At 56.7% G+C, this 16,861-nt stretch carries 17 protein-coding genes and 1 pseudogene; 11 read left to right on the top strand and 7 right to left on the bottom strand.

From position 1 onward, the window contains the following. Window positions 1-92 precede the first annotated feature (92 nt). From ppiA to argD, 5 genes and pseudogenes are all read left to right on the top strand, one after another. Window positions 93-665, top strand: a complete 573-nt coding sequence (gene ppiA / locus AC6I77_RS17520; RefSeq protein WP_337028770.1) for a peptidylprolyl isomerase A — start codon at window positions 93-95, stop codon at window positions 663-665. Between the two features lie 99 nt (window positions 666-764). Then, window positions 765-935 (top strand): YhfG family protein, encoded by a 171-nt coding sequence (locus AC6I77_RS17515; RefSeq protein WP_003852968.1) that lies wholly within the window; start codon window positions 765-767, stop codon window positions 933-935. Beyond that, window positions 925-1,515 (top strand): annotated as a pseudogene (locus tag AC6I77_RS17510) (putative adenosine monophosphate-protein transferase Fic); the annotation flags it as partial. The gene AC6I77_RS17515 and the pseudogene AC6I77_RS17510, both read left to right, overlap by 11 nt. Before the next feature lie 44 nt (window positions 1,516-1,559). Further along, window positions 1,560-2,135: an aminodeoxychorismate/anthranilate synthase component II gene (locus tag AC6I77_RS17505; protein ID WP_008926263.1), complete on the top strand. Its 576-nt coding sequence runs from the start codon at window positions 1,560-1,562 to the stop codon at window positions 2,133-2,135. A gap of 81 nt (window positions 2,136-2,216) precedes the next feature. Continuing rightward, complete coding sequence (gene argD, locus AC6I77_RS17500; protein WP_003852959.1) at window positions 2,217-3,437, top strand: bifunctional acetylornithine/succinyldiaminopimelate transaminase; 1,221 nt, start codon at window positions 2,217-2,219, stop codon at window positions 3,435-3,437. A 1-nt stretch (window position 3,438) separates the two neighbouring features. Here argD and AC6I77_RS17495 read toward each other — a convergent pair whose 3' ends face one another. After that, window positions 3,439-5,514 (bottom strand): YccS/YhfK family putative transporter, encoded by a 2,076-nt coding sequence (locus AC6I77_RS17495; protein ID WP_497817170.1) that lies wholly within the window; start codon window positions 5,512-5,514, stop codon window positions 3,439-3,441. A gap of 57 nt (window positions 5,515-5,571) precedes the next feature. Continuing rightward, a complete protein-coding gene (crp, locus tag AC6I77_RS17490; protein ID WP_003852956.1) occupies window positions 5,572-6,204 on the bottom strand; it encodes a cAMP-activated global transcriptional regulator CRP in 633 nt (210 codons plus the stop codon). A 303-nt stretch (window positions 6,205-6,507) separates the two neighbouring features. Between crp and AC6I77_RS17485 the strand changes: the two genes are divergently transcribed. Then, complete coding sequence (locus AC6I77_RS17485; RefSeq protein ID WP_003852949.1) at window positions 6,508-6,912, top strand: OsmC family protein; 405 nt, start codon at window positions 6,508-6,510, stop codon at window positions 6,910-6,912. Between the two features lie 513 nt (window positions 6,913-7,425). Here AC6I77_RS17485 and AC6I77_RS17480 read toward each other — a convergent pair. From AC6I77_RS17480 to AC6I77_RS17470, 3 genes are all read right to left on the bottom strand, one after another. Continuing rightward, the gene (locus AC6I77_RS17480) at window positions 7,426-8,295 is read right to left on the bottom strand and encodes a phosphoribulokinase (RefSeq protein ID WP_003852946.1); all 870 of its coding nucleotides are present in this window, start codon (window positions 8,293-8,295) and stop codon (window positions 7,426-7,428) included. A 61-nt stretch (window positions 8,296-8,356) separates the two neighbouring features. Continuing rightward, window positions 8,357-8,575 carry a YheU family protein gene (locus AC6I77_RS17475; RefSeq protein ID WP_003852945.1) on the bottom strand — a complete coding sequence of 73 codons (219 nt, stop codon included), beginning with the start codon at window positions 8,573-8,575 and terminating at the stop codon, window positions 8,357-8,359. Between the two features lie 4 nt (window positions 8,576-8,579). Continuing rightward, window positions 8,580-9,596 carry a hydrolase gene (locus AC6I77_RS17470; RefSeq protein ID WP_154926859.1) on the bottom strand — a complete coding sequence of 339 codons (1,017 nt, stop codon included), beginning with the start codon at window positions 9,594-9,596 and terminating at the stop codon, window positions 8,580-8,582. 57 nt (window positions 9,597-9,653) lie between these two features. On the opposite strand from AC6I77_RS17470, the gene AC6I77_RS17465 reads away from it, so the two are divergent. Continuing rightward, window positions 9,654-10,256, top strand: a complete 603-nt coding sequence (locus AC6I77_RS17465; RefSeq protein WP_003852942.1) for a LysE family translocator — start codon at window positions 9,654-9,656, stop codon at window positions 10,254-10,256. 1 nt (window position 10,257) lies between these two features. On the opposite strand, the gene AC6I77_RS17460 is transcribed toward AC6I77_RS17465, so the two are convergent. After that, window positions 10,258-11,238, bottom strand: coding sequence for a LacI family DNA-binding transcriptional regulator (locus AC6I77_RS17460; protein WP_105099974.1), 981 nt, complete (start codon window positions 11,236-11,238; stop codon window positions 10,258-10,260). Between the two features lie 236 nt (window positions 11,239-11,474). On the opposite strand from AC6I77_RS17460, the gene tauA reads away from it, so the two are divergent. Genes tauA through tauD form a run of 4 tightly spaced genes read left to right on the top strand, consistent with a single transcriptional unit; the run spans window position 11,475 to window position 14,889 of the window. Next, on the top strand, window positions 11,475-12,452 hold the full coding sequence (gene tauA / locus AC6I77_RS17455; protein WP_082040849.1) for a taurine ABC transporter substrate-binding protein: 978 nt from the start codon (window positions 11,475-11,477) through the stop codon (window positions 12,450-12,452). Window positions 12,453-12,461: 9 nt separating this feature from the next. Then, entirely contained in the window at window positions 12,462-13,229 is a 768-nt protein-coding gene (gene tauB / locus AC6I77_RS17450) for a taurine ABC transporter ATP-binding subunit (protein WP_039660809.1), read from the top strand. Then, complete coding sequence (gene tauC, locus AC6I77_RS17445; protein ID WP_110410952.1) at window positions 13,226-14,053, top strand: taurine ABC transporter permease TauC; 828 nt, start codon at window positions 13,226-13,228, stop codon at window positions 14,051-14,053. The genes tauB and tauC overlap by 4 nt, the downstream gene beginning before the upstream one ends. Next, complete coding sequence (tauD, locus tag AC6I77_RS17440) at window positions 14,050-14,889, top strand: taurine dioxygenase (protein WP_003852933.1); 840 nt, start codon at window positions 14,050-14,052, stop codon at window positions 14,887-14,889. The genes tauC and tauD overlap by 4 nt, the downstream gene beginning before the upstream one ends. 30 nt (window positions 14,890-14,919) lie before the next feature. Here tauD and AC6I77_RS17435 read toward each other — a convergent pair whose 3' ends face one another. After that, window positions 14,920-16,824 (bottom strand): ABC transporter ATP-binding protein, encoded by a 1,905-nt coding sequence (locus AC6I77_RS17435; RefSeq protein ID WP_003852931.1) that lies wholly within the window; start codon window positions 16,822-16,824, stop codon window positions 14,920-14,922. Between the last annotated feature and the right edge of the window lie 37 nt (window positions 16,825-16,861).

The raw sequence follows: 16,861 nt of genomic DNA, 5'->3' as shown, positions 1-16,861 counted from the left end.
CGTAAATATAGGTAAAACGCTGGCTCATGGAATAGAGTCTCTTTACAATCAATCACGTTTTTGTGCCCGCTCTCCCAGGTAAGGAATCTTTCATGTTTAAACGTACTTTAACAGCGGCCATCACCCTGTTAGCGCTCTCTTCCGTTTCCGCCCAGGCGCTGGCCGCAAAAGGTGACACCCACGTTCTGCTCACCACCTCCGCCGGCAATATTGAACTCGAACTGAATAACCAAAAAGCGCCGTTTTCTGTGAAAAACTTCGTTGATTACGTCAACAATGGTTTTTACAACAACACCATTTTTCACCGCGTGATCCCGGGCTTTATGGTGCAGGGTGGGGGCTTCACCACAGACATGCAGCAGAAGCAGACCAACGCGCCAATTAAAAACGAAGCGGACAATGGCCTGCGTAACCTGCGCGGCACCATCTCTATGGCGCGTACCGCCGATAAAGACAGTGCGACCAGCCAGTTCTTCCTCAACGTCGCGGATAATGCCTTCCTCGACCACGGACAGCGCGATTTTGGCTATGCCGTATTTGGCAAGATTGTGAAAGGTCAGGATGTGGTTGAAAAAATTTCTCAGGTTCCGACCAAAGATGTGGGTCCTTACCAGAATGTTCCGTCCAAACCGGTAGTTATCCTCTCCGCTAAAGTCCTGCCTTAACGCTTTTCGTCGCCATCTGCGGATGGCGACCGTCTGTCGCCTCCGGCAAAGCCAGAAATTGCTCTTATACTTAGGGCAAAAACCTGAGCAGGAGGCGGCATGGCGAACAAACTCACCGAAAAACAGAAGGTCACCCTGTGGCAACAGCGACGTAGCGCCAGCTATCAGGCCAGCTGTCGGCTGGAAGGTTTCATGCCAAATGAAACCAGTGTTAACAGCGATGATGCAGCCGCACGTCTGGCGTCACTGAGGAGGCAATATGGACTCTAATACCGCCGTCAGCCAGGATCCCTACCTGTGGCAGCACGACAACGTGCTGAAAAACCTGCCCGATATTCATGACGCTGCGCAGCTGCGCAAGGCAGAGCTGAGCTTTAGTGCGGCACGCGCCGCTACGCTGGAGCTGGGCCCGCGTAATCCCGGGCTGCCTTACCTGCGCCAGATCCATCGCACGCTGTTCCAGGATGTCTACAGCTGGGCGGGGGAACTGCGCACCATTGATATCTGGCGTGATGAGACGCCGTTCTGTCATTTCGAATATATCGAAAAGGAAGGCAATGCCCTGATGGCCGCGCTGGAAGAAGAGAAGGGGTTAGCTGATTTGCCGCGTGACGAATTTATTCAGCGCCTCGCTCACTACTATTGCGAAATCAATATGCTGCATCCTTTCCGCCACGGAAATGGTCGGGCGCAGCGGATTTTCTTTGAACAGCTTGCACTGCATGCCGGATATCTGCTGAACTGGGAAGAGACGGATGCTGAAAGCTGGAAAGCGGCGAATCAGGCCGGTGTAGCCGGAGATTTGGTCCCGCTGGAGCAGGTCTTTGCGAAAGTGGTGAGTGAGGCGGCCTCACCGCGTAGAATAGCGGCGCGGTTTATCATTCTGGACACGTCATGCTGCTGCTTATCGACAATTACGACTCCTTTACCTGGAATCTCTATCAATATTTCTGCGAGCTGGGCGCGCAGGTTCAGGTGGTGCGCAATGATGCCATCACGCTGGAGCAGATGGCGGCGCTGCCACTGACCCATCTGGTCATCTCGCCTGGCCCCTGCACGCCGTCGGAATCAGGCATCTCGCTGGCGGCAATCCGGCACTTCGCCGGACAGCTGCCGGTGCTGGGCGTCTGCCTGGGCCATCAGGCGATTGCGCAGGCGTATGGCGCGCAGGTGGTACGTGCGCGTCAGGTGATGCACGGCAAAACCTCTGCCATTCAGCACACCGGCCAGGGCGTGTTTCGCAATCTCAATAATCCCCTTACCGTGACCCGCTATCACTCGCTGATTGTGCAGCGCGATACTCTGCCCGAGGCGTTCGAGGTGACGGCCTGGACGATGCGTGACGGCGAGCCTGACGAAATTATGGGATTCCGCCACAAAACTCTGGCGCTGGAAGGCGTACAGTTCCATCCCGAGAGCATTCTCAGCGAGCAGGGACATCTGCTGCTGCGCAATTTCCTTGAGCAATAAGTTGCCTTTGAGTGATTTTTTATGCATATTTTGTGATTATTATTTCATGTTTGCACAATAATCATTTAAATGGGGTCATCAATGGCAGCGGAAAAAATTGCGGTCACGCGGGAGACGTTCGATAACGTTATTTTGCCTGTTTATGCACCTGCGCAGTTCGTGCCGGTAAAAGGCAAGGGCAGCCGTGTATGGGATCAGCAGGGCAAAGAGTATATCGATTTCTCGGGTGGTATCGCCGTCACCGCACTTGGACACTGCCATCCTGCGCTGGTGGAGACGCTGAAAAGCCAGGGCGAGACGCTGTGGCACACCAGCAACGTCTTCACCAACGAACCGGCGCTGCGCCTTGCCAGTAAGTTAATCCAGGCGACCTTTGCCGATCGCGTCTTCTTTGCCAACTCCGGTGCCGAAGCCAACGAAGCCGCGTTTAAGCTGGCGCGCTACTACGCCTGCAAACGTCACAGCCCGTTTAAAAGTAAAATCATCGCCTTCCATAACGCCTTTCATGGCCGGACGCTGTTTACCGTTACGGTCGGCGGACAGCCAAAATATTCCGACGGGTTCGGGCCGAAACCGGCGGATATCGTCCACGTGCCGTTTAATGACCTTGATGCAGTGAAAGCGGTAATCGACGACCACACCTGCGCCATCGTGGTTGAACCGATTCAGGGCGAAGGCGGCGTAGTGCCCGCGACGCAGGAATTTATGCAGGGACTGCGCGAGCTTTGCGATCAGCATCAGGCGCTGCTGGTGCTGGATGAAGTGCAGAGTGGCATGGGACGCAGCGGCAAACTGTTCGCCTATGAGCATTATGGCGTCCAGCCCGATATTCTGACCTCAGCCAAAGCGCTGGGCGGCGGTTTCCCGGTCAGCGCCATGCTGACCACTAACGAGATCGCCTCGACCATGGCACCAGGCGTGCATGGGACCACGTATGGCGGCAATCCGCTGGCCTGCGCCATCGCTGAAACGGCGCTGGATATTATCAATACGCCGGACGTGCTGGCGGGTGTCGATATGCGGCGTGAGCACTTTGTCACAGCGCTGCAGGCCATTGATGCGAAGTATGACTTGTTCAGTGACATTCGCGGCAAGGGGTTGCTGATTGGCGCCGCGCTTAAACCTCAGCATGCCGGGAAGTCACGCGACATACTGAATGCCGCCGCCGCTGAGGGCGTGATGGTGCTGGTTGCCGGCACCGACGTGATGCGTTTTGCGCCGTCACTGATTATCGAACCGGCCGATATCGAAGAGGGCATGCGCCGCTTCGCCACCGCCGTCGGCAAGGTGCTTAACGGCTAGGCTAGTTTTTACGTAAGCGTCTGATCAGCCAGCGGCCATGTTGTGGTCGCTGGTTCCATGCCAGTGAGGAGATGGTGTACATCACGCTCAGATGGTCAAGAATACGTCGCACATGCTGTTCCACCACCGTGACAGGTCCCTCACTGATGTTCTCAAGATCATCCAGCAGATTAACCTGTGAGCTTTCACCATCATATTCCAGCCGCTGCTGACACCGCTGTAGCGCGATTTCACAGGATTGCAGATAGCGTTGTGCCAGCGAGTCGGTCAGCATAGTGTGCTCCCGCGCCAGAATCGTTATGGCATTAATGTGCTCAACAATAAACTGACTGTGCGTGACCCAGAGCCGCATATCACTCAGATAGCGGGAGTTAAACGCGGGTTCCTGCATCGCCTGATTCAGCGAGTTAAACAGCGCATTGTGCGCCTGATTCACCTTCACGCGCTGATACGCCAGTTTCTCAGGTGACTGTTCGTTACCCAGCAACAATCTCAGTGCGTCCTGATCGGCTTCCAGCGCATCATGGGCGTTCTGTCGCAGTAAGCCACTCTGCCACTGAGGCCACAGCCACAGCATCCCGCCAAAGGCGATCAGACAGCCCATCAGCGTATCCATCAGTCGCGGCAGCAGAAACTGCGCGCCATTCAGCGACAGCAATTGCAGCGAGTAAACCGCCGTGACCGTAAAGCCAATCATTGACCAGCCATAGAACTGGCGCGTAAAGCGATAGCTGATAAAGGTTATTGCCAGCATGATCAGCAGCACCAGCGACTCCGGCACCGCCAGCCGCAGCGTGGCGGCCGCAATCACCAGACCGGCAAAGGTGCCCAGCGCACGGTGCTGGATGCGAACACGCGTAGCGCTGTAACCGTTCTGGCTGACGAACATGATGGTCATCAGGATCCAGTAAGGTTTGGGGATGTTGAAGAACAGCGCCAGTGCACTGCCCAGCATCAGCATTACCGCAAAGCGTCCGGCGGTGCGCAGCGCTGACGAGCGAAAAGAGAGATAACTGCGCAGCGCCGGTAACAGTGGCAGACGGCGCTGACGATCCGCCATCAGGTCACGCTGATACAGCGGTTTCTGCGTGCGCAGCACCCGCGCAATGCGGTTGAAGTGGTAAAGACAGAAGTTACCCACCGGATTGTCGGGATGCTGATGGGCGATCTTCTCCAGCGCGCCAAGCTGTTTGTCCATCGCAAAGCGATCGGGTAGCTGGTGATAAAGGATGTTATCCGCCAGCACCCGTAGCCGGGCCGAAATGGTTTTGGCATTCCAGCGGATCACCGCTTCGGCATGGCTCTGTTCGACCAGCTTCTGCACCTCTTCCGGCCGATGCAGACTAACCGAGATGTGTTCCTGCAGATCCAGCGCCACCTGAAAGGCGCGCGTCAGCCGCTTATGGCTGTGATCGCGGCTTGCCGACAGCATGTGCATCTGCTGATAGCAGGTGTTAATCAGATCGACCACTTTCTGCTGACGCGCCAGCAGCGGCGGCAGTGCCTTTTCCGGGTCGGTCAGCTGCGTCAGCAGGGTGTATTTGGCGTCGCAGTAGTTAGCCAGCTCGCGGTAGATCAGGCTGAGGCTTTCGCGCATCGGCTGCTCTTTCCACAGCCAGAACCAGAACCAGTTAAACAGCCCATACCAGAGCGTGCCGCCGATGTAGAGCAGCGGGGTAACATAGATGGGCATGCGGCCAATGAGGCTCAGGGTAAAAATGGCGGCGATAAGCGTGCCGGGCAGCAGACGACCATGCAGCGGGCTGATCTCACCCGTCACGCCGAGCAGCAGGGGCATGGCGAACAGGATGAGCGGTAGCGGAATGGCATGCAGTGTGAGCCACTGAATCAGGAAGCTGCCGAGGGCAAACAGGCTGCCACCCACAATCAGGCGTTTGAAAAAGCGTTTATGCGGGGTATCCAGACCGGCAATATTGCAGCAGGCAGGCACTAACGAGAACAGCAGACCTTTTTGCAGGTCGCCAGCCAGCCAGCCCAGCGCGACGGGCAGACAAAGCACCAGCGTTTGCCGCAAGGCGTAGTTGACTTCAGGATGGTAAATAATTCGACGCCACATCGGCCCAACACAAACAATAACGGCGTGATGTTGCCATCACGCCGTGGGTGACAGGAATTAGCGGGTGCCGTAAACGACGATGGTTTTGCCGTGTGCGGAGATCAGGTTCTGATCTTCCAGCATCTTCAAAATACGGCCCACGGTTTCGCGTGAACAACCCACAATCTGGCCAATTTCCTGACGAGTGATTTTAATTTGCATGCCGTCGGGATGCGTCATGGCATCTGGCTGCTTCGCCAGGTTGAGCAGGGTCTGTGCAATGCGTCCGGTGACGTCGAGGAAAGCGAGGTTACCCACTTTTTCAGACGTGACCTGCAGGCGACGCGCCATCTGCGAGGAGAGTCGCATCAGGATGTCGGGATTAACCTGAATCAGCTGACGGAATTTCTTGTAAGAAATCTCCGCCACTTCGCACGCGCTTTTCGCACGTACCCAGGCGCTGCGCTCCTGGCCTTCTTCGAACAGGCCAAGCTCACCAATGAAATCGCCCTGATTCAGGTAGGAAAGAATCATCTCTTTGCCTTCTTCATCTTTAATCAGAACCGCGACGGAACCTTTCACGATGTAGTAAAGCGTTTCTGCTTTTTCACCTTGGTGAATCAGCGTACTTTTGGATGGATACTTGTGAATATGGCAATGGGACAGGAACCATTCGAGTGTAGGGTCTGTTTGCGGTTTGCCGAGAACCATTCGCTATTATCCTCTGTTGTAATCGTGCCCAAAATACAGGGGGCAGTTTTCCCTGTCAGGCGGTGAAAGCTTCAAGCGTTTCCCTTTCAGGAAATTATTCGGGCCGCATCAGGCGCAGTGCGCATCATTCTTCCCGGCTTCGCCATCGGGTGACGAAAAATATTTTCAGCACTGTTTGTAGCACAGCTTTTGCCGACTGTCTTGTGTTGTCTCGCTTCAGCTACAGGCGGATTTCTCTGGATTGCTGTTTACCAGGCGAAAGCGTACTCTGGCGACAAAACAGCGTATTCCGGAGCAAAAATCATGCAGGCAAGAGTGAAGTGGGTAGAAGGACTGACATTCCTCGGAGAATCCTCATCCGGCCATCAGATACTGATGGATGGAAATTCGGGCGATAAAGCGCCCAGCCCAATGGAGATGGTGCTGATGGCGGCCGGCGGATGCAGCGCGATTGACGTGGTATCAATTCTGCAAAAAGGCCGTAACGATGTGGCTGATTGTGAAGTAAAACTGACCTCAGAACGTCGTGAAGAGGCGCCGCGAATCTTTACGCACATCAACCTGCACTTTATCGTGAGTGGTAAAGCGCTCCAGGATAAAGCGGTCTCACGCGCGGTGGATCTTTCTGCTGAAAAATATTGTTCGGTGGCCATCATGCTGGGTAAAGGTGTGACGATTACGCATAGCTATGAAGTGATTGAGCTGTAACAGGCTGAAGGGCATTTTAAAGTCGCGGGCCAATTCGGAGTCGGTCTGGTGTCGGGCCGTTCCTGCATAGAGAGTCCGCTTTAAGACTGTGCCCGCGCTATTACGCACCTCATCCCTGAGGTGCGCCCATACCGGGCCAACGCTTTGCGTTGTTCAAAAACGCTCCCGGCGTTTTTGTCCCAGTCGCGGGACGCTTTCCTCTTCTGACCCGGTTCCCGGCGTGTTGAGCTTAGGTGTTGCTGTCAGATTCTTTGTCACCAGGTTTTTTCAGTGGCGACCTTTCTGAAAACGGATGTGGCTGCCGGACGTGAAGCGAAGGGAGCATATGCCTGTAGCAAAGCATAGCGGGCCAGGGATGGCCCGCGCTGAGCCTGCCAGGGATGGCGGTTTTGCGTCTTTGCGAAAGGTGTATGCTCCCTGAAGCCAGCTCAGCAGTAAGCCTTTCCCCGCAGAAATGCCAGTTTTACCTCTTTGCGAAAGGCCTCTGCTCTCTGCGTTTTTTTTGCTGACCTCTTACTCTATCCGCTTACCTTCCATCAGCCGCTTCACCAGCGGACCCATGATCAGCTCCATCGCCAGACCCATTTTGCCGCCGGGCACGACCAGCGTATTGATGTGCGAGATAAACGAACCCTGCAGCATCGCCAGCAGGTAGGGGAAGTCGATATCTTCCAGCGCCTGGAAATGAATCACCACAAAGCTCTCATCCAGTGACGGAATGGCGCGGGCAGCGAACGGGTTTGAGGTGTCGACGGTCGGGACGCGCTGAAAGTTGATGTGGGTGCGCGAGAACTGTGGCGTGATGAAATTGATGTAATCTTCCATCGAACGCACCACGGAATCCATCACTGCTTCGCGTGAATGACCGCGCTCGCCGGTGTCGCGCACCAGCTTCTGAATCCACTCCAGGTTAACAATGGGCACAACGCCCACCAGCAAATCAACCTGTTCCGCCACGTTATGCTGCGCCGTCACCACGCCGCCGTGCAGTCCTTCATAGAACAGAATGTCAGTGTTCTGCGGCAGCGGCTGCCAGGGCGTAAAGGTGCCGGGCACCTGATTCCACGGTACGGCTTCATCGTAGGTGTGCAGATATTTACGCGACTGGCCCTGTCCGCTTTGACCATACTCTTTAAAGCTCTGCTCCAGCAGACCAAAGTCATTGGCTTCCGGGCCAAAGTAGCTGACGTGACGTCCTAAATCGCGCGCCTTACGAATCGCCATATCCATTTCAGGGCGGGTAAAGCGGTGAAAGCTGTCGCCTTCAAGTTCAGCAGCATGAAGATCGAGCTGCTGAAAGATTTTACGAAACGCGAGGCTGGTGGTGGTGGTTCCTGCACCGCTGGAACCGGTCACCGCGATAATGGGATGACGTGCAGACATAGAAAAGCTCCCTGTGAGGTCGGGCGATGAGCATTGTTATCATGAAATGATGCCGGGTGCATCAGCCACGAAATTCTTTGCGCGGCATGATATTGACCGATTCATGCAGTTCCGACCACACCAGCACCACTTCACCGGTTTCCAGCTGGCGTCGCACATCAGCTACCTTGTCCAGCAGGCTGCGTTCCTGCTCGCCGTAGTCTGTGCCTTCACGCAGCACAAAGGTTTCAATCAGATTTTCAAGGGTCTCAGGTGAGACCTGTTGCCAGGGAATAATCACAAGATCAGTTATCCAGAAAAGGGGCGATCCACTGCGGGATGCGCTGTTCCAGCCACATTTCAGGCTGGCGTAGCGTTCCGCCGACAAAACCGACGTGGCCGCCGTGGGGTGTCAGTTGATAAGTAATAGTGGCAGATAATTGGCTGCTGTGCGGGATCACCTCATCACTCATAAAGGGATCGTCTTTGGCGTGGATAATCAGCAGCGGTTTCTCTGTGTGTTTCAGCCAGGGCATGGCGCTGGCACGATGATAGTAATCTGCTGCATCGACAAAACCGTGGGCGCGGGCTGTAATCGCATCATCAAAATCGCGCAGTCGCCGCATCGCTTTGAGCTGTGCCAGATTAACCGGCAGGGTGTCCGGCCAGGCATGCAGTTTGCGGCGGGCATTTTTCTTGAGCTGCGCCAGCAGGTAGTACTGATAGAAGCGCGAGAAGCCGCGTTCCAGTTTCACGCTGCACGGTTCCAGCAGCAGCGGGGCGGAGACAATCACGGCGGCATCTACCTCCGCTGCGGCACCCTGCTGGCCGAGCAGGCAGCCCAGCATGTTGCCGCCCAGCGAGAAACCCACGGCGGCGGTAGGCACATGACCCCAGCGGGTGCGCAGCCAGCGCAGGAAGAAGCGGGCATCTTCAGTTTCGCCGGAGTGATAGATGCGGTTCAGCCGGTTAGGTTCGCCGCTGCAGCCGCGAAAATGCATCACTACTGCCAGCCAGCCGCGTGCGCGGCAGATCGCCATCAGGCCATGAATATAGGGACTCTGAAAGCTGCCCTCCAGTCCATGAAACAGCACCACGCGCGGTTTATGCTGCGCCAGCTGCGGATCTTCGCTCCAGGCGAGATCGACGAAATCGCCATCGGGCAGATCGAGACGCTGCCAGTGAGGAGCGAAGGTGATACGGCGACGTAACAGGCGCGGCAGCATCGTCTGCAGATGCGCGTTACGCAGCGTGTCAGGTGGTCTGAACTGCTCGTTTTCCGGGCCGGTAAATTTCATGTGGTAAAAGCTTGTCTGTTCCATATCACACTGTTAGCTTCGATAAGTTTTTTATTGCAGGGTAAGGAGTACCCGATTGCCATGGAACTGAGTCTTTTCTTATCAATGTTGGGATTTCTGTGGGTCGCGGCCATTACGCCAGGCCCCAATAATATGTTACTCACCGCCTCGGGCGCTAATTTTGGCTTTCTGCGCACGATTCCGCTGATGATCGGCATCATGATCGGCATGCAGGTGATGCTGCTGATGGTGGCCTTTGGCGTAGGCGGTTTGATCCTGCTCTATCCCTCGCTGCATCTGATGCTGAAAATCGCCGGTAGCCTCTATCTGCTCTGGCTGGCGTGGAAGATAGCCACCGCCAGCTATGCAAAGCTGGAAACTGACCAGGCACCGGATGCGCCAATGCCGTTCTGGCAGGGCGGGCTGCTACAGCTGATCAACCCCAAAGCCTGGCTGATGGCGCTGGGCGCGGTCGCCAGCTTCAGTCTGGCCGGTGATGCGTATCGTCATTCCGTGATGGCCATAAGCGTCGGTATGTTTCTGGTTAATCTGGTGTCGGGCGTCATCTGGATGGGATTTGGCGCGATGATTGGTCGCATTCTGCGCAGTCGCCGCGCCTGGAGAATATTTAACCTCGCCATGGGGCTGCTGACCGCTGCCTGCGTGCTATTAATCTGGCACTGAGTCAGCTGGATGCGCGTTCAACGCGCGTCCAGGGCAGCACCTCACGCATCACCGGCGCGTTCGGGTTGCGGATCTTCTGCAGCAGCAGCTGTACGCTGCGTGCGCCCAGCTGATTCATCGGCTGTTCAATGGTAGTCAGTGGCGGATTCAGGCTGCGGGTAAAGGGCACTCCGTCAAACCCCACCACCGCCAGATCTTCCGGCACGCGCAGACCCGCTTCCAGCGCCGCATGCACCACGCCCATCGCCAGCACATCTGAAACCGCAAACACCGCATCCGGCGGTTCCGGCAATGCCATTAATTCCTTCATCGCCTGAATGCCTGCCTCTGGGGAGATTTCATAGGTATAGGAGACGGCGGACCACGCATAGCCCAGCTCCTCAATGGCCTGGCGGTAGCCCTTTTCACGATGATGCGAGTAGAGGTAACGCATGTCGCCATTGACCAGCCCAATGCGTTTCCGCCCTTTACCCGCGAGGTAATGGATGGTGTCACGCGCGGCTTCAAGGTGATCAATGCTGACCGAGGAGGCGGGAATATCCGGATCAAATTCACAGCATTGCACCCAGGGCGCCCCGGCGATCAGCGCCTGCAAATCCTGCAACCCTGATGCGGCATCCATCGTTATTACACCATCCACCACTTTTCCGGTCAGCAGCGAAAGATAGGCGGCTTCACGCTGAAGCTGCGAGGCGGAGTTGCAAAGCAGAATGTGATAGCCGTGCAGTTCTGCTTCGGCTTCAATGCCCTGAACCACGCGCGAACAGAAGGGGTTGGTAATATCCGAGATCAGCACCAGCAGCATGTGGCTTTGTGCCGTCCGCAGCTGACGTGCCAGTAAGTTGGGCTGATAGTCGCAGGCAGAGATTGCCGCCAGAACTTTCTCACGCGTATCGGGCTTTACGCCGGGATGCGCGTTGAGAACCCGCGATACCGTGGCTTTGGAAACGCCAGCCAGCTGAGCGACTTTCTCGATCGACATCGGATTTAAAGACCTTAACAGGCAATAATTGGGAACGCATATCAATAACACAGGCACAATGTGAGCGCCTGACATTTTTGCTTACTTTAGCTATTTTCAGCATTTGCGATTTTCAGCTTAGTTTTGCAGATAGTAATCTAAGAACTTATTTCTATTAGGGATAATTTTTAATTCCTTTATGAAACTATTGCGTGCAGAGACACTGCCTCCACGATAAAACCGGTGGGGTAGTGATCATGGCAGCAACACGTTTAACTTTCTTAGCCGCAGCGATGGCGCTGCTGGCGTTTCGGGCTGATGCAGTCAATGTCACCGTTGCGTACCAGACCTCTGCCGAACCGGCGAAAGTGGCACAGGCTGATGGCAGTTTTGCCAAAGAGAGCGGGGCCAGCGTCGACTGGCGTAAGTTTGACAGCGGTGCAGGCGTATTGCGCGCGCTGGCGTCCGGCGACGTCCAGATTGGCAATATCGGCTCCAGTCCGTTAGCGGTCGCAGCGGCGCAAAAGCTGCCAATCGAAGCGTTTCTGCTTGCCTCACAGCTGGGCAACTCTGAAGCGCTGGTGGTAAAGAAGAACATCATCACTCCCAACGATCTCATCGGCAAGCGCATCGCGGTGCCGTTCATCTCTACCACTCACTACAGCCTGCTTGCTGCACTGAAACACTGGGGCATCAAGCCGTCGCAGGTACAGCTGGTTAATCTGCAGCCGCCTGCGATTATCGCGGCGTGGCAGCGTGGCGACATTGATGGCGCTTACGTCTGGGCGCCTGCGGTGAATGAACTGGAAAAACAGGGCAAAGTGCTGACCGACTCGGCGGCAGTGGGGAGCTGGGGATCGCCGACGCTGGATGTCTGGGTGGTCCGCAAAGATTTCGCTGAGCAGCATCCGGAGATCGTGACCGCATTTGCCCGCAGCGCGCTTGATGCGCAGCAGGCCTATCTTAACAGCCCCGATAGCTGGCTGAAGCAGCCCGATAATCTCAGCAAACTCTCCCGCCTTAGCGGTGTGCCGGAAGCGCAGGTGCCGGATCTGGTGAAGGGCAATACCTACCTCACGGCGCAGCAGCAGGTTGAGCAGCTGGGCAAACCGGTCAATAAAGCGATCGTCGATACTGCGCAGTTTCTGAAAGCACAGGGCCGGGTGCCGCAGGCGGATAACGACTACAGCAGCTATGTGACCTCCCGTTTCGTCGCACCATTAGTTAAACCCTAAGGAGGCACGATGCTGCGTATCGCTCATCTTCATGCCCGTTATGCCGGACAACCGGTGTTGCAGGATATCAATCTGCAGCTGGATAGCCATGAACTGCTGGTGGTGCTCGGCCCCTCCGGCTGCGGCAAAACCACGCTGCTCAATCTGGTTGCCGGATTTCTGCCGGTGGAGTCGGGCAGCATCACGCTGGATAACCAGCCAGTGACGGGGCCTGGTGCGGAGCGCGGCGTGGTGTTTCAGCATGAAGGCTTACTGCCATGGCGTAACGTGCTGGATAACGTTGCCTTTGGTCTGCAGCTGGCGGGGATGTCGCGTCCGGCGCGCGAGGCCATCGCACGGAAGCTCATCAGGCAGGTGGGGCTGGAAGGGGCGGAGAAGCGCGCCATCTGGCAGTTGTCAGGCGGTCAGCGGCAGCGGGTCGGCATTGCACGCGCGCTGGCGACCGATCCGCAACTGCTGCTGCTTGACGAGCCATTTGGCGCACTGGATGCCTTTACCCGCGAGCAGATGCAGACCCTGCTGCTGACGCTGTGGCGCGACAGCGGTAAACAGATCCTGCTGATTACGCACGATATAGAAGAGGCTATTTTCCTGGCCAGCGAACTGATTCTGCTGTCGCCAGGACCCGGCCGCATCGTGGAACGCTTGCGGCCCGGCTTTGGTCAGCGCTTTGCCGCAGGTGAGTCGTGCCGCAGCATAAAATCCGATCCGCAGTTTATCGCCCAGCGCGAATATGTGCTGAGCCGCGTATTTGACCAGCGGGAGGCGTTTGCATGAGCGCGTTAATCCACGACAAGTCTCTGCCGGTGCGCCGTCGTTTGCGCTGGCCATTTTCAACCACGTTCACGCTGAGCATGCTGAGTCTCTCTCTGCTGTTGCTGCTCTGGTGGGGCGTGACCGCGCTGGGCCTGATTGCTCCGCTGTTCCTGCCGTCGCCACAGCAGGTGTTCAGCAAGCTGCTGCTGATTGCCAGCGCCCAGGGCTTTATGGATGCCACGCTGTGGCAGCATCTGGCCGCCAGCCTGACGCGGATGCTGATTGCGCTGACCGCGGCGGCCGTCAGCGGCATTCCGGTGGGGATTATGATGGGCCTCAGCCCGGTAGCTCGCGGTCTGCTTGATCCGCTTATTGAGCTTTATCGCCCGATTCCGCCACTTGCCTATCTGCCGCTGATGGTGATCTGGTTTGGCATTGGTGAGACGTCGAAAATCCTGCTGATCAGCCTGGCCATCTTCGCGCCGGTGACGCTCTCCACGCTGGCCGGGGTGCGTAACACCCAGCAGGTACGGATTCGTGCGGCGCGCTCGCTGGGAGCTAACCGCTGGCAGCTGCTGCGCTGGGTGATTCTGCCGGGCGCGCTGCCGGAGATTCTGACCGGCCTGCGCATTGGGCTCGGGGTGGGCTGGTCAACGCTGGTGGCGGCGGAGCTGATTGCCGCCACGCGTGGCCTCGGTTTTATGGTGCAGTCAGCGGGAGAATTCCTCGCCACCGATGTGGTGCTGGCGGGTATCGCCGTGATCGCTTTTATCGCTTTTAGCTTAGAACTCGGGCTTCGTGCGTTGCAGCGCCGTCTGACGCCCTGGAGTGGAGAACAATCATGAATGAACGTCTGAGTTTTACCCCGCTTGGCCCTTACATAGGCGCGCAGGTCTCAAACCTGGATGTCTCACGGCCATTGAGTGATGCGCAGTTTGAGCAGTTGTATCATGGCTTGCTGCGTCATCAGGTGCTGTTTCTGCGGGACCAGAAAATAACGCCGGAACAGCATCGCGCACTGGCGATCCGTTTTGGCGACCTGCATATCCATCCGGTCTATCCCCATGCGGAGGGCGTCGAAGAGATTATCGTGCTCGATACCCATCAGGATAATCCGCCGGATAATGACAACTGGCACACCGATGTCACCTTTATCGAAACACCGCCGGCTGTCGCGCTGCTGGCCTCCAAAGTCTTACCGGAAGCGGGCGGTGACACGCTTTGGACCAGTGGCATCGCCGCTTACGAGGCGCTGTCAGTGCCTTTTAAGCAGTTGCTGGAGGGTCTCCGCGCCGAGCATGATTTTAAAAAATCATTCCAGGAGTATAAGTACCGCAAAACGGAGGAAGAACATCTGCGCTGGCAGCAGGCGGTGGCAAAACATCCACCCGTGCAGCATCCGGTAATCCGCACGCATCCGGTCAGCGGCAAAAAAGCGCTGTTTGTGAATGAAGGCTTTACCACGCGGATCCTGGATTTAAGCGAGAAGGAGAGTGATGCGGTGCTGGGCTTCCTGTTTGCGCACGCCACCAAACCGGAGTTTCAGGTGCGCTGGCGCTGGCAGCCAGACGATCTGGCTATCTGGGATAATCGGGTCACGCAGCATTATGCCAATGCCGACTATTATCCGGCCCGTCGGATCATGCAGCGGGCAACGGTACTGGGCGACAAACCCCGTTAAAAAGCATCTCCCCGCAAGCGGGGAGATTTTTTATGAGGCCATAATCTGTTCGAGCTGTTCCTGTGCTTCCAGCCACGCCATCTCAACCTCTTCCAGCGCAGATTTACTTTCCGCCTGCCGCTTGAGTGCAGTGGTCAGGTCCGCTTTTCGGCTCTGATCATAAATCGCACTGTCTGCGAGCTGCGCTTCGGCATCGGCCAGCTGGCTCTGCCATTTGCTCATCTGCTTTTCCAGCTTCTCTATCTCTTTGCGCAGCGGCTGGGTCTGGGTGCGCAGTTCGGCATCACGTCGCTTTTGATCTTTACGCGCCTGGGCGCTGTTACCGTTATCCAGTTTCGGCGCGGCATCCTGTTGCGCCTGCTGTTTCTGCAGATCGCTCAGCCACTGCTGATAATCTTCGAGGTCGCCCTCAAACACATCCACTTTGCCATCATGCACCAGATAGAGATCGTCCGTGGTCGCGCGCAGCAGGTGACGGTCATGCGAGACCACCACCAGTGCACCTTCGAAGTCGATCAGCGCTTCGGTCAGCGCCTGGCGCATATCAAGATCCAGGTGGTTGGTTGGTTCATCGAGCAACAGCAGGTTAGGGCGTTGCCAGACAATCAGCGCCAGCACCAGTCGCGCTTTCTCACCGCCGGAGAAGCGCTCAGTGTTCTCCGTGACTTTGTCGCCGCGGAAATCGAAGCCGCCCAGATAGTCGCGCAGCTGCTGTTCCAGCACGTCAGGCGCAATGCGCGACAGATGCTGCAGCGGTGACTCATCGGCCCGCAGGTACTCCAGCTGATGCTGGGCGAAGTAACCAAGCTTGATCCCTTTCGCCAGCCCCATCTTGCCATGCATCGCCTCCAGCTCACCTGCCAGCAGCTTAATCAGGGTGGATTTACCGGCTCCGTTACGCCCCAGCAGGCCGATGCGTGAGCCTGGCACCAGGTTGAGCTTGATCGCGTCGAGAATGATTCGATCGCCATAACCTGCGGTGACCTTCTCCATCTTCATCAGTGGATTAGGCAGGTTTTCCGGCTTGCGGAAGGTGAAGCTGAATGGATTATCAACATGGGCGGGCGCAATCATCTCCATGCGCTCCAGCATCTTGATGCGGCTCTGTGCCTGTTTCGCCTTGGTCGCCTGGGCGCGGAAGCGATCAATGTAGCTGTGCAAATGCGCGACTTTCTCCTGCTGACTCTCATACAGCGCCTGCTGCTGAGCCAGCTTGGCGACGCGCTGCCGTTCAAAGGAGCTGTAGTTGCCGGTATATTCGAACATCGACTCCTGTTCGATATGAATAATTTTGTCGATGACCGGATCGAGGAAGTCACGATCGTGCGAGATCAGGATCAGTGTGCCTTCATAACTTTTCAGCCAGCGCTCCAGCCAGATCACCGCATCGAGATCGAGGTGGTTGGTCGGTTCATCCAGCAACAGCAGATCGGAACGGCAAATCAACGCCTGTGCCAGATTGAGGCGCATGCGCCAGCCACCAGAAAAGTCGCTGACCGGCCGTTGCAACTGCTCCTGACTGAAGCCCAGGCCGTGCAACAGGCTTGAGGCGCGCGCATGAATGCTCCACGCCTGCACCGCGTCCAGCTGGCCATGCAGCAGCGCAATGGCATTGCCATCGTCACGCAGATTGGCGTCCGCCAGCTCGGCTTCAAGCTGACGAAACTGGCGATCGCCATCAATCACGTACTCCAGCGCGGCTTTATCCAGCGCTGGCGTTTCCTGATTCACCCAGGCCAGCGCCCAGTGAGCGGGGAACGTGACGGTGCCGGCATCGCTGGTGATTTCACCTTTTAACAGCGACAGCAGCGTGGATTTCCCACAGCCGTTTTTACCCACCAGCCCGACCTTCTGACCGGGATTAATGGTGGCGGTGGCATTGTCGAGCAGGACGCGGATGCCGCGGCGAATTTGTAAGGCTGAGAAGACAATCATGTAAGCGCCGTATCGTCAGAATATGTTAATTTACTGG

This window comes from Pantoea sp. X-Soil-ISGK-259 (assembly GCF_059730705.1).
This window is presented reverse-complemented; position numbering and strand designations above follow the sequence as displayed.

Bases quoted from the DNA above. Each gene is read 5' to 3' on its own strand.
- tauD (WP_003852933.1), top strand. From the start codon at position 14,050: ATGAATGAACGTCTGAGTTTTACCCCGCTTGGCCCTTACATAGGCGCG.
- AC6I77_RS17505 (WP_008926263.1), top strand. From the start codon at position 1,560: ATGCTGCTGCTTATCGACAATTACGACTCCTTTACCTGGAATCTCTAT.
- tauC (WP_110410952.1), top strand. From the start codon at position 13,226: ATGAGCGCGTTAATCCACGACAAGTCTCTGCCGGTGCGCCGTCGTTTG.
- AC6I77_RS17495 (WP_497817170.1), bottom strand. From the start codon at position 5,514: ATGTGGCGTCGAATTATTTACCATCCTGAAGTCAACTACGCCTTGCGG.
- AC6I77_RS17485 (WP_003852949.1), top strand. From the start codon at position 6,508: ATGCAGGCAAGAGTGAAGTGGGTAGAAGGACTGACATTCCTCGGAGAA.
- ppiA (WP_337028770.1), top strand. From the start codon at position 93: ATGTTTAAACGTACTTTAACAGCGGCCATCACCCTGTTAGCGCTCTCT.
- AC6I77_RS17515 (WP_003852968.1), top strand. From the start codon at position 765: ATGGCGAACAAACTCACCGAAAAACAGAAGGTCACCCTGTGGCAACAG.
- tauB (WP_039660809.1), top strand. From the start codon at position 12,462: ATGCTGCGTATCGCTCATCTTCATGCCCGTTATGCCGGACAACCGGTG.
- crp (WP_003852956.1), bottom strand. From the start codon at position 6,204: ATGGTTCTCGGCAAACCGCAAACAGACCCTACACTCGAATGGTTCCTG.
- AC6I77_RS17480 (WP_003852946.1), bottom strand. From the start codon at position 8,295: ATGTCTGCACGTCATCCCATTATCGCGGTGACCGGTTCCAGCGGTGCA.
- argD (WP_003852959.1), top strand. From the start codon at position 2,217: ATGGCAGCGGAAAAAATTGCGGTCACGCGGGAGACGTTCGATAACGTT.
- AC6I77_RS17460 (WP_105099974.1), bottom strand. From the start codon at position 11,238: ATGTCGATCGAGAAAGTCGCTCAGCTGGCTGGCGTTTCCAAAGCCACG.
- tauA (WP_082040849.1), top strand. From the start codon at position 11,475: ATGGCAGCAACACGTTTAACTTTCTTAGCCGCAGCGATGGCGCTGCTG.
- AC6I77_RS17470 (WP_154926859.1), bottom strand. From the start codon at position 9,596: ATGGAACAGACAAGCTTTTACCACATGAAATTTACCGGCCCGGAAAAC.
- AC6I77_RS17435 (WP_003852931.1), bottom strand. From the start codon at position 16,824: ATGATTGTCTTCTCAGCCTTACAAATTCGCCGCGGCATCCGCGTCCTG.
- AC6I77_RS17465 (WP_003852942.1), top strand. From the start codon at position 9,654: ATGGAACTGAGTCTTTTCTTATCAATGTTGGGATTTCTGTGGGTCGCG.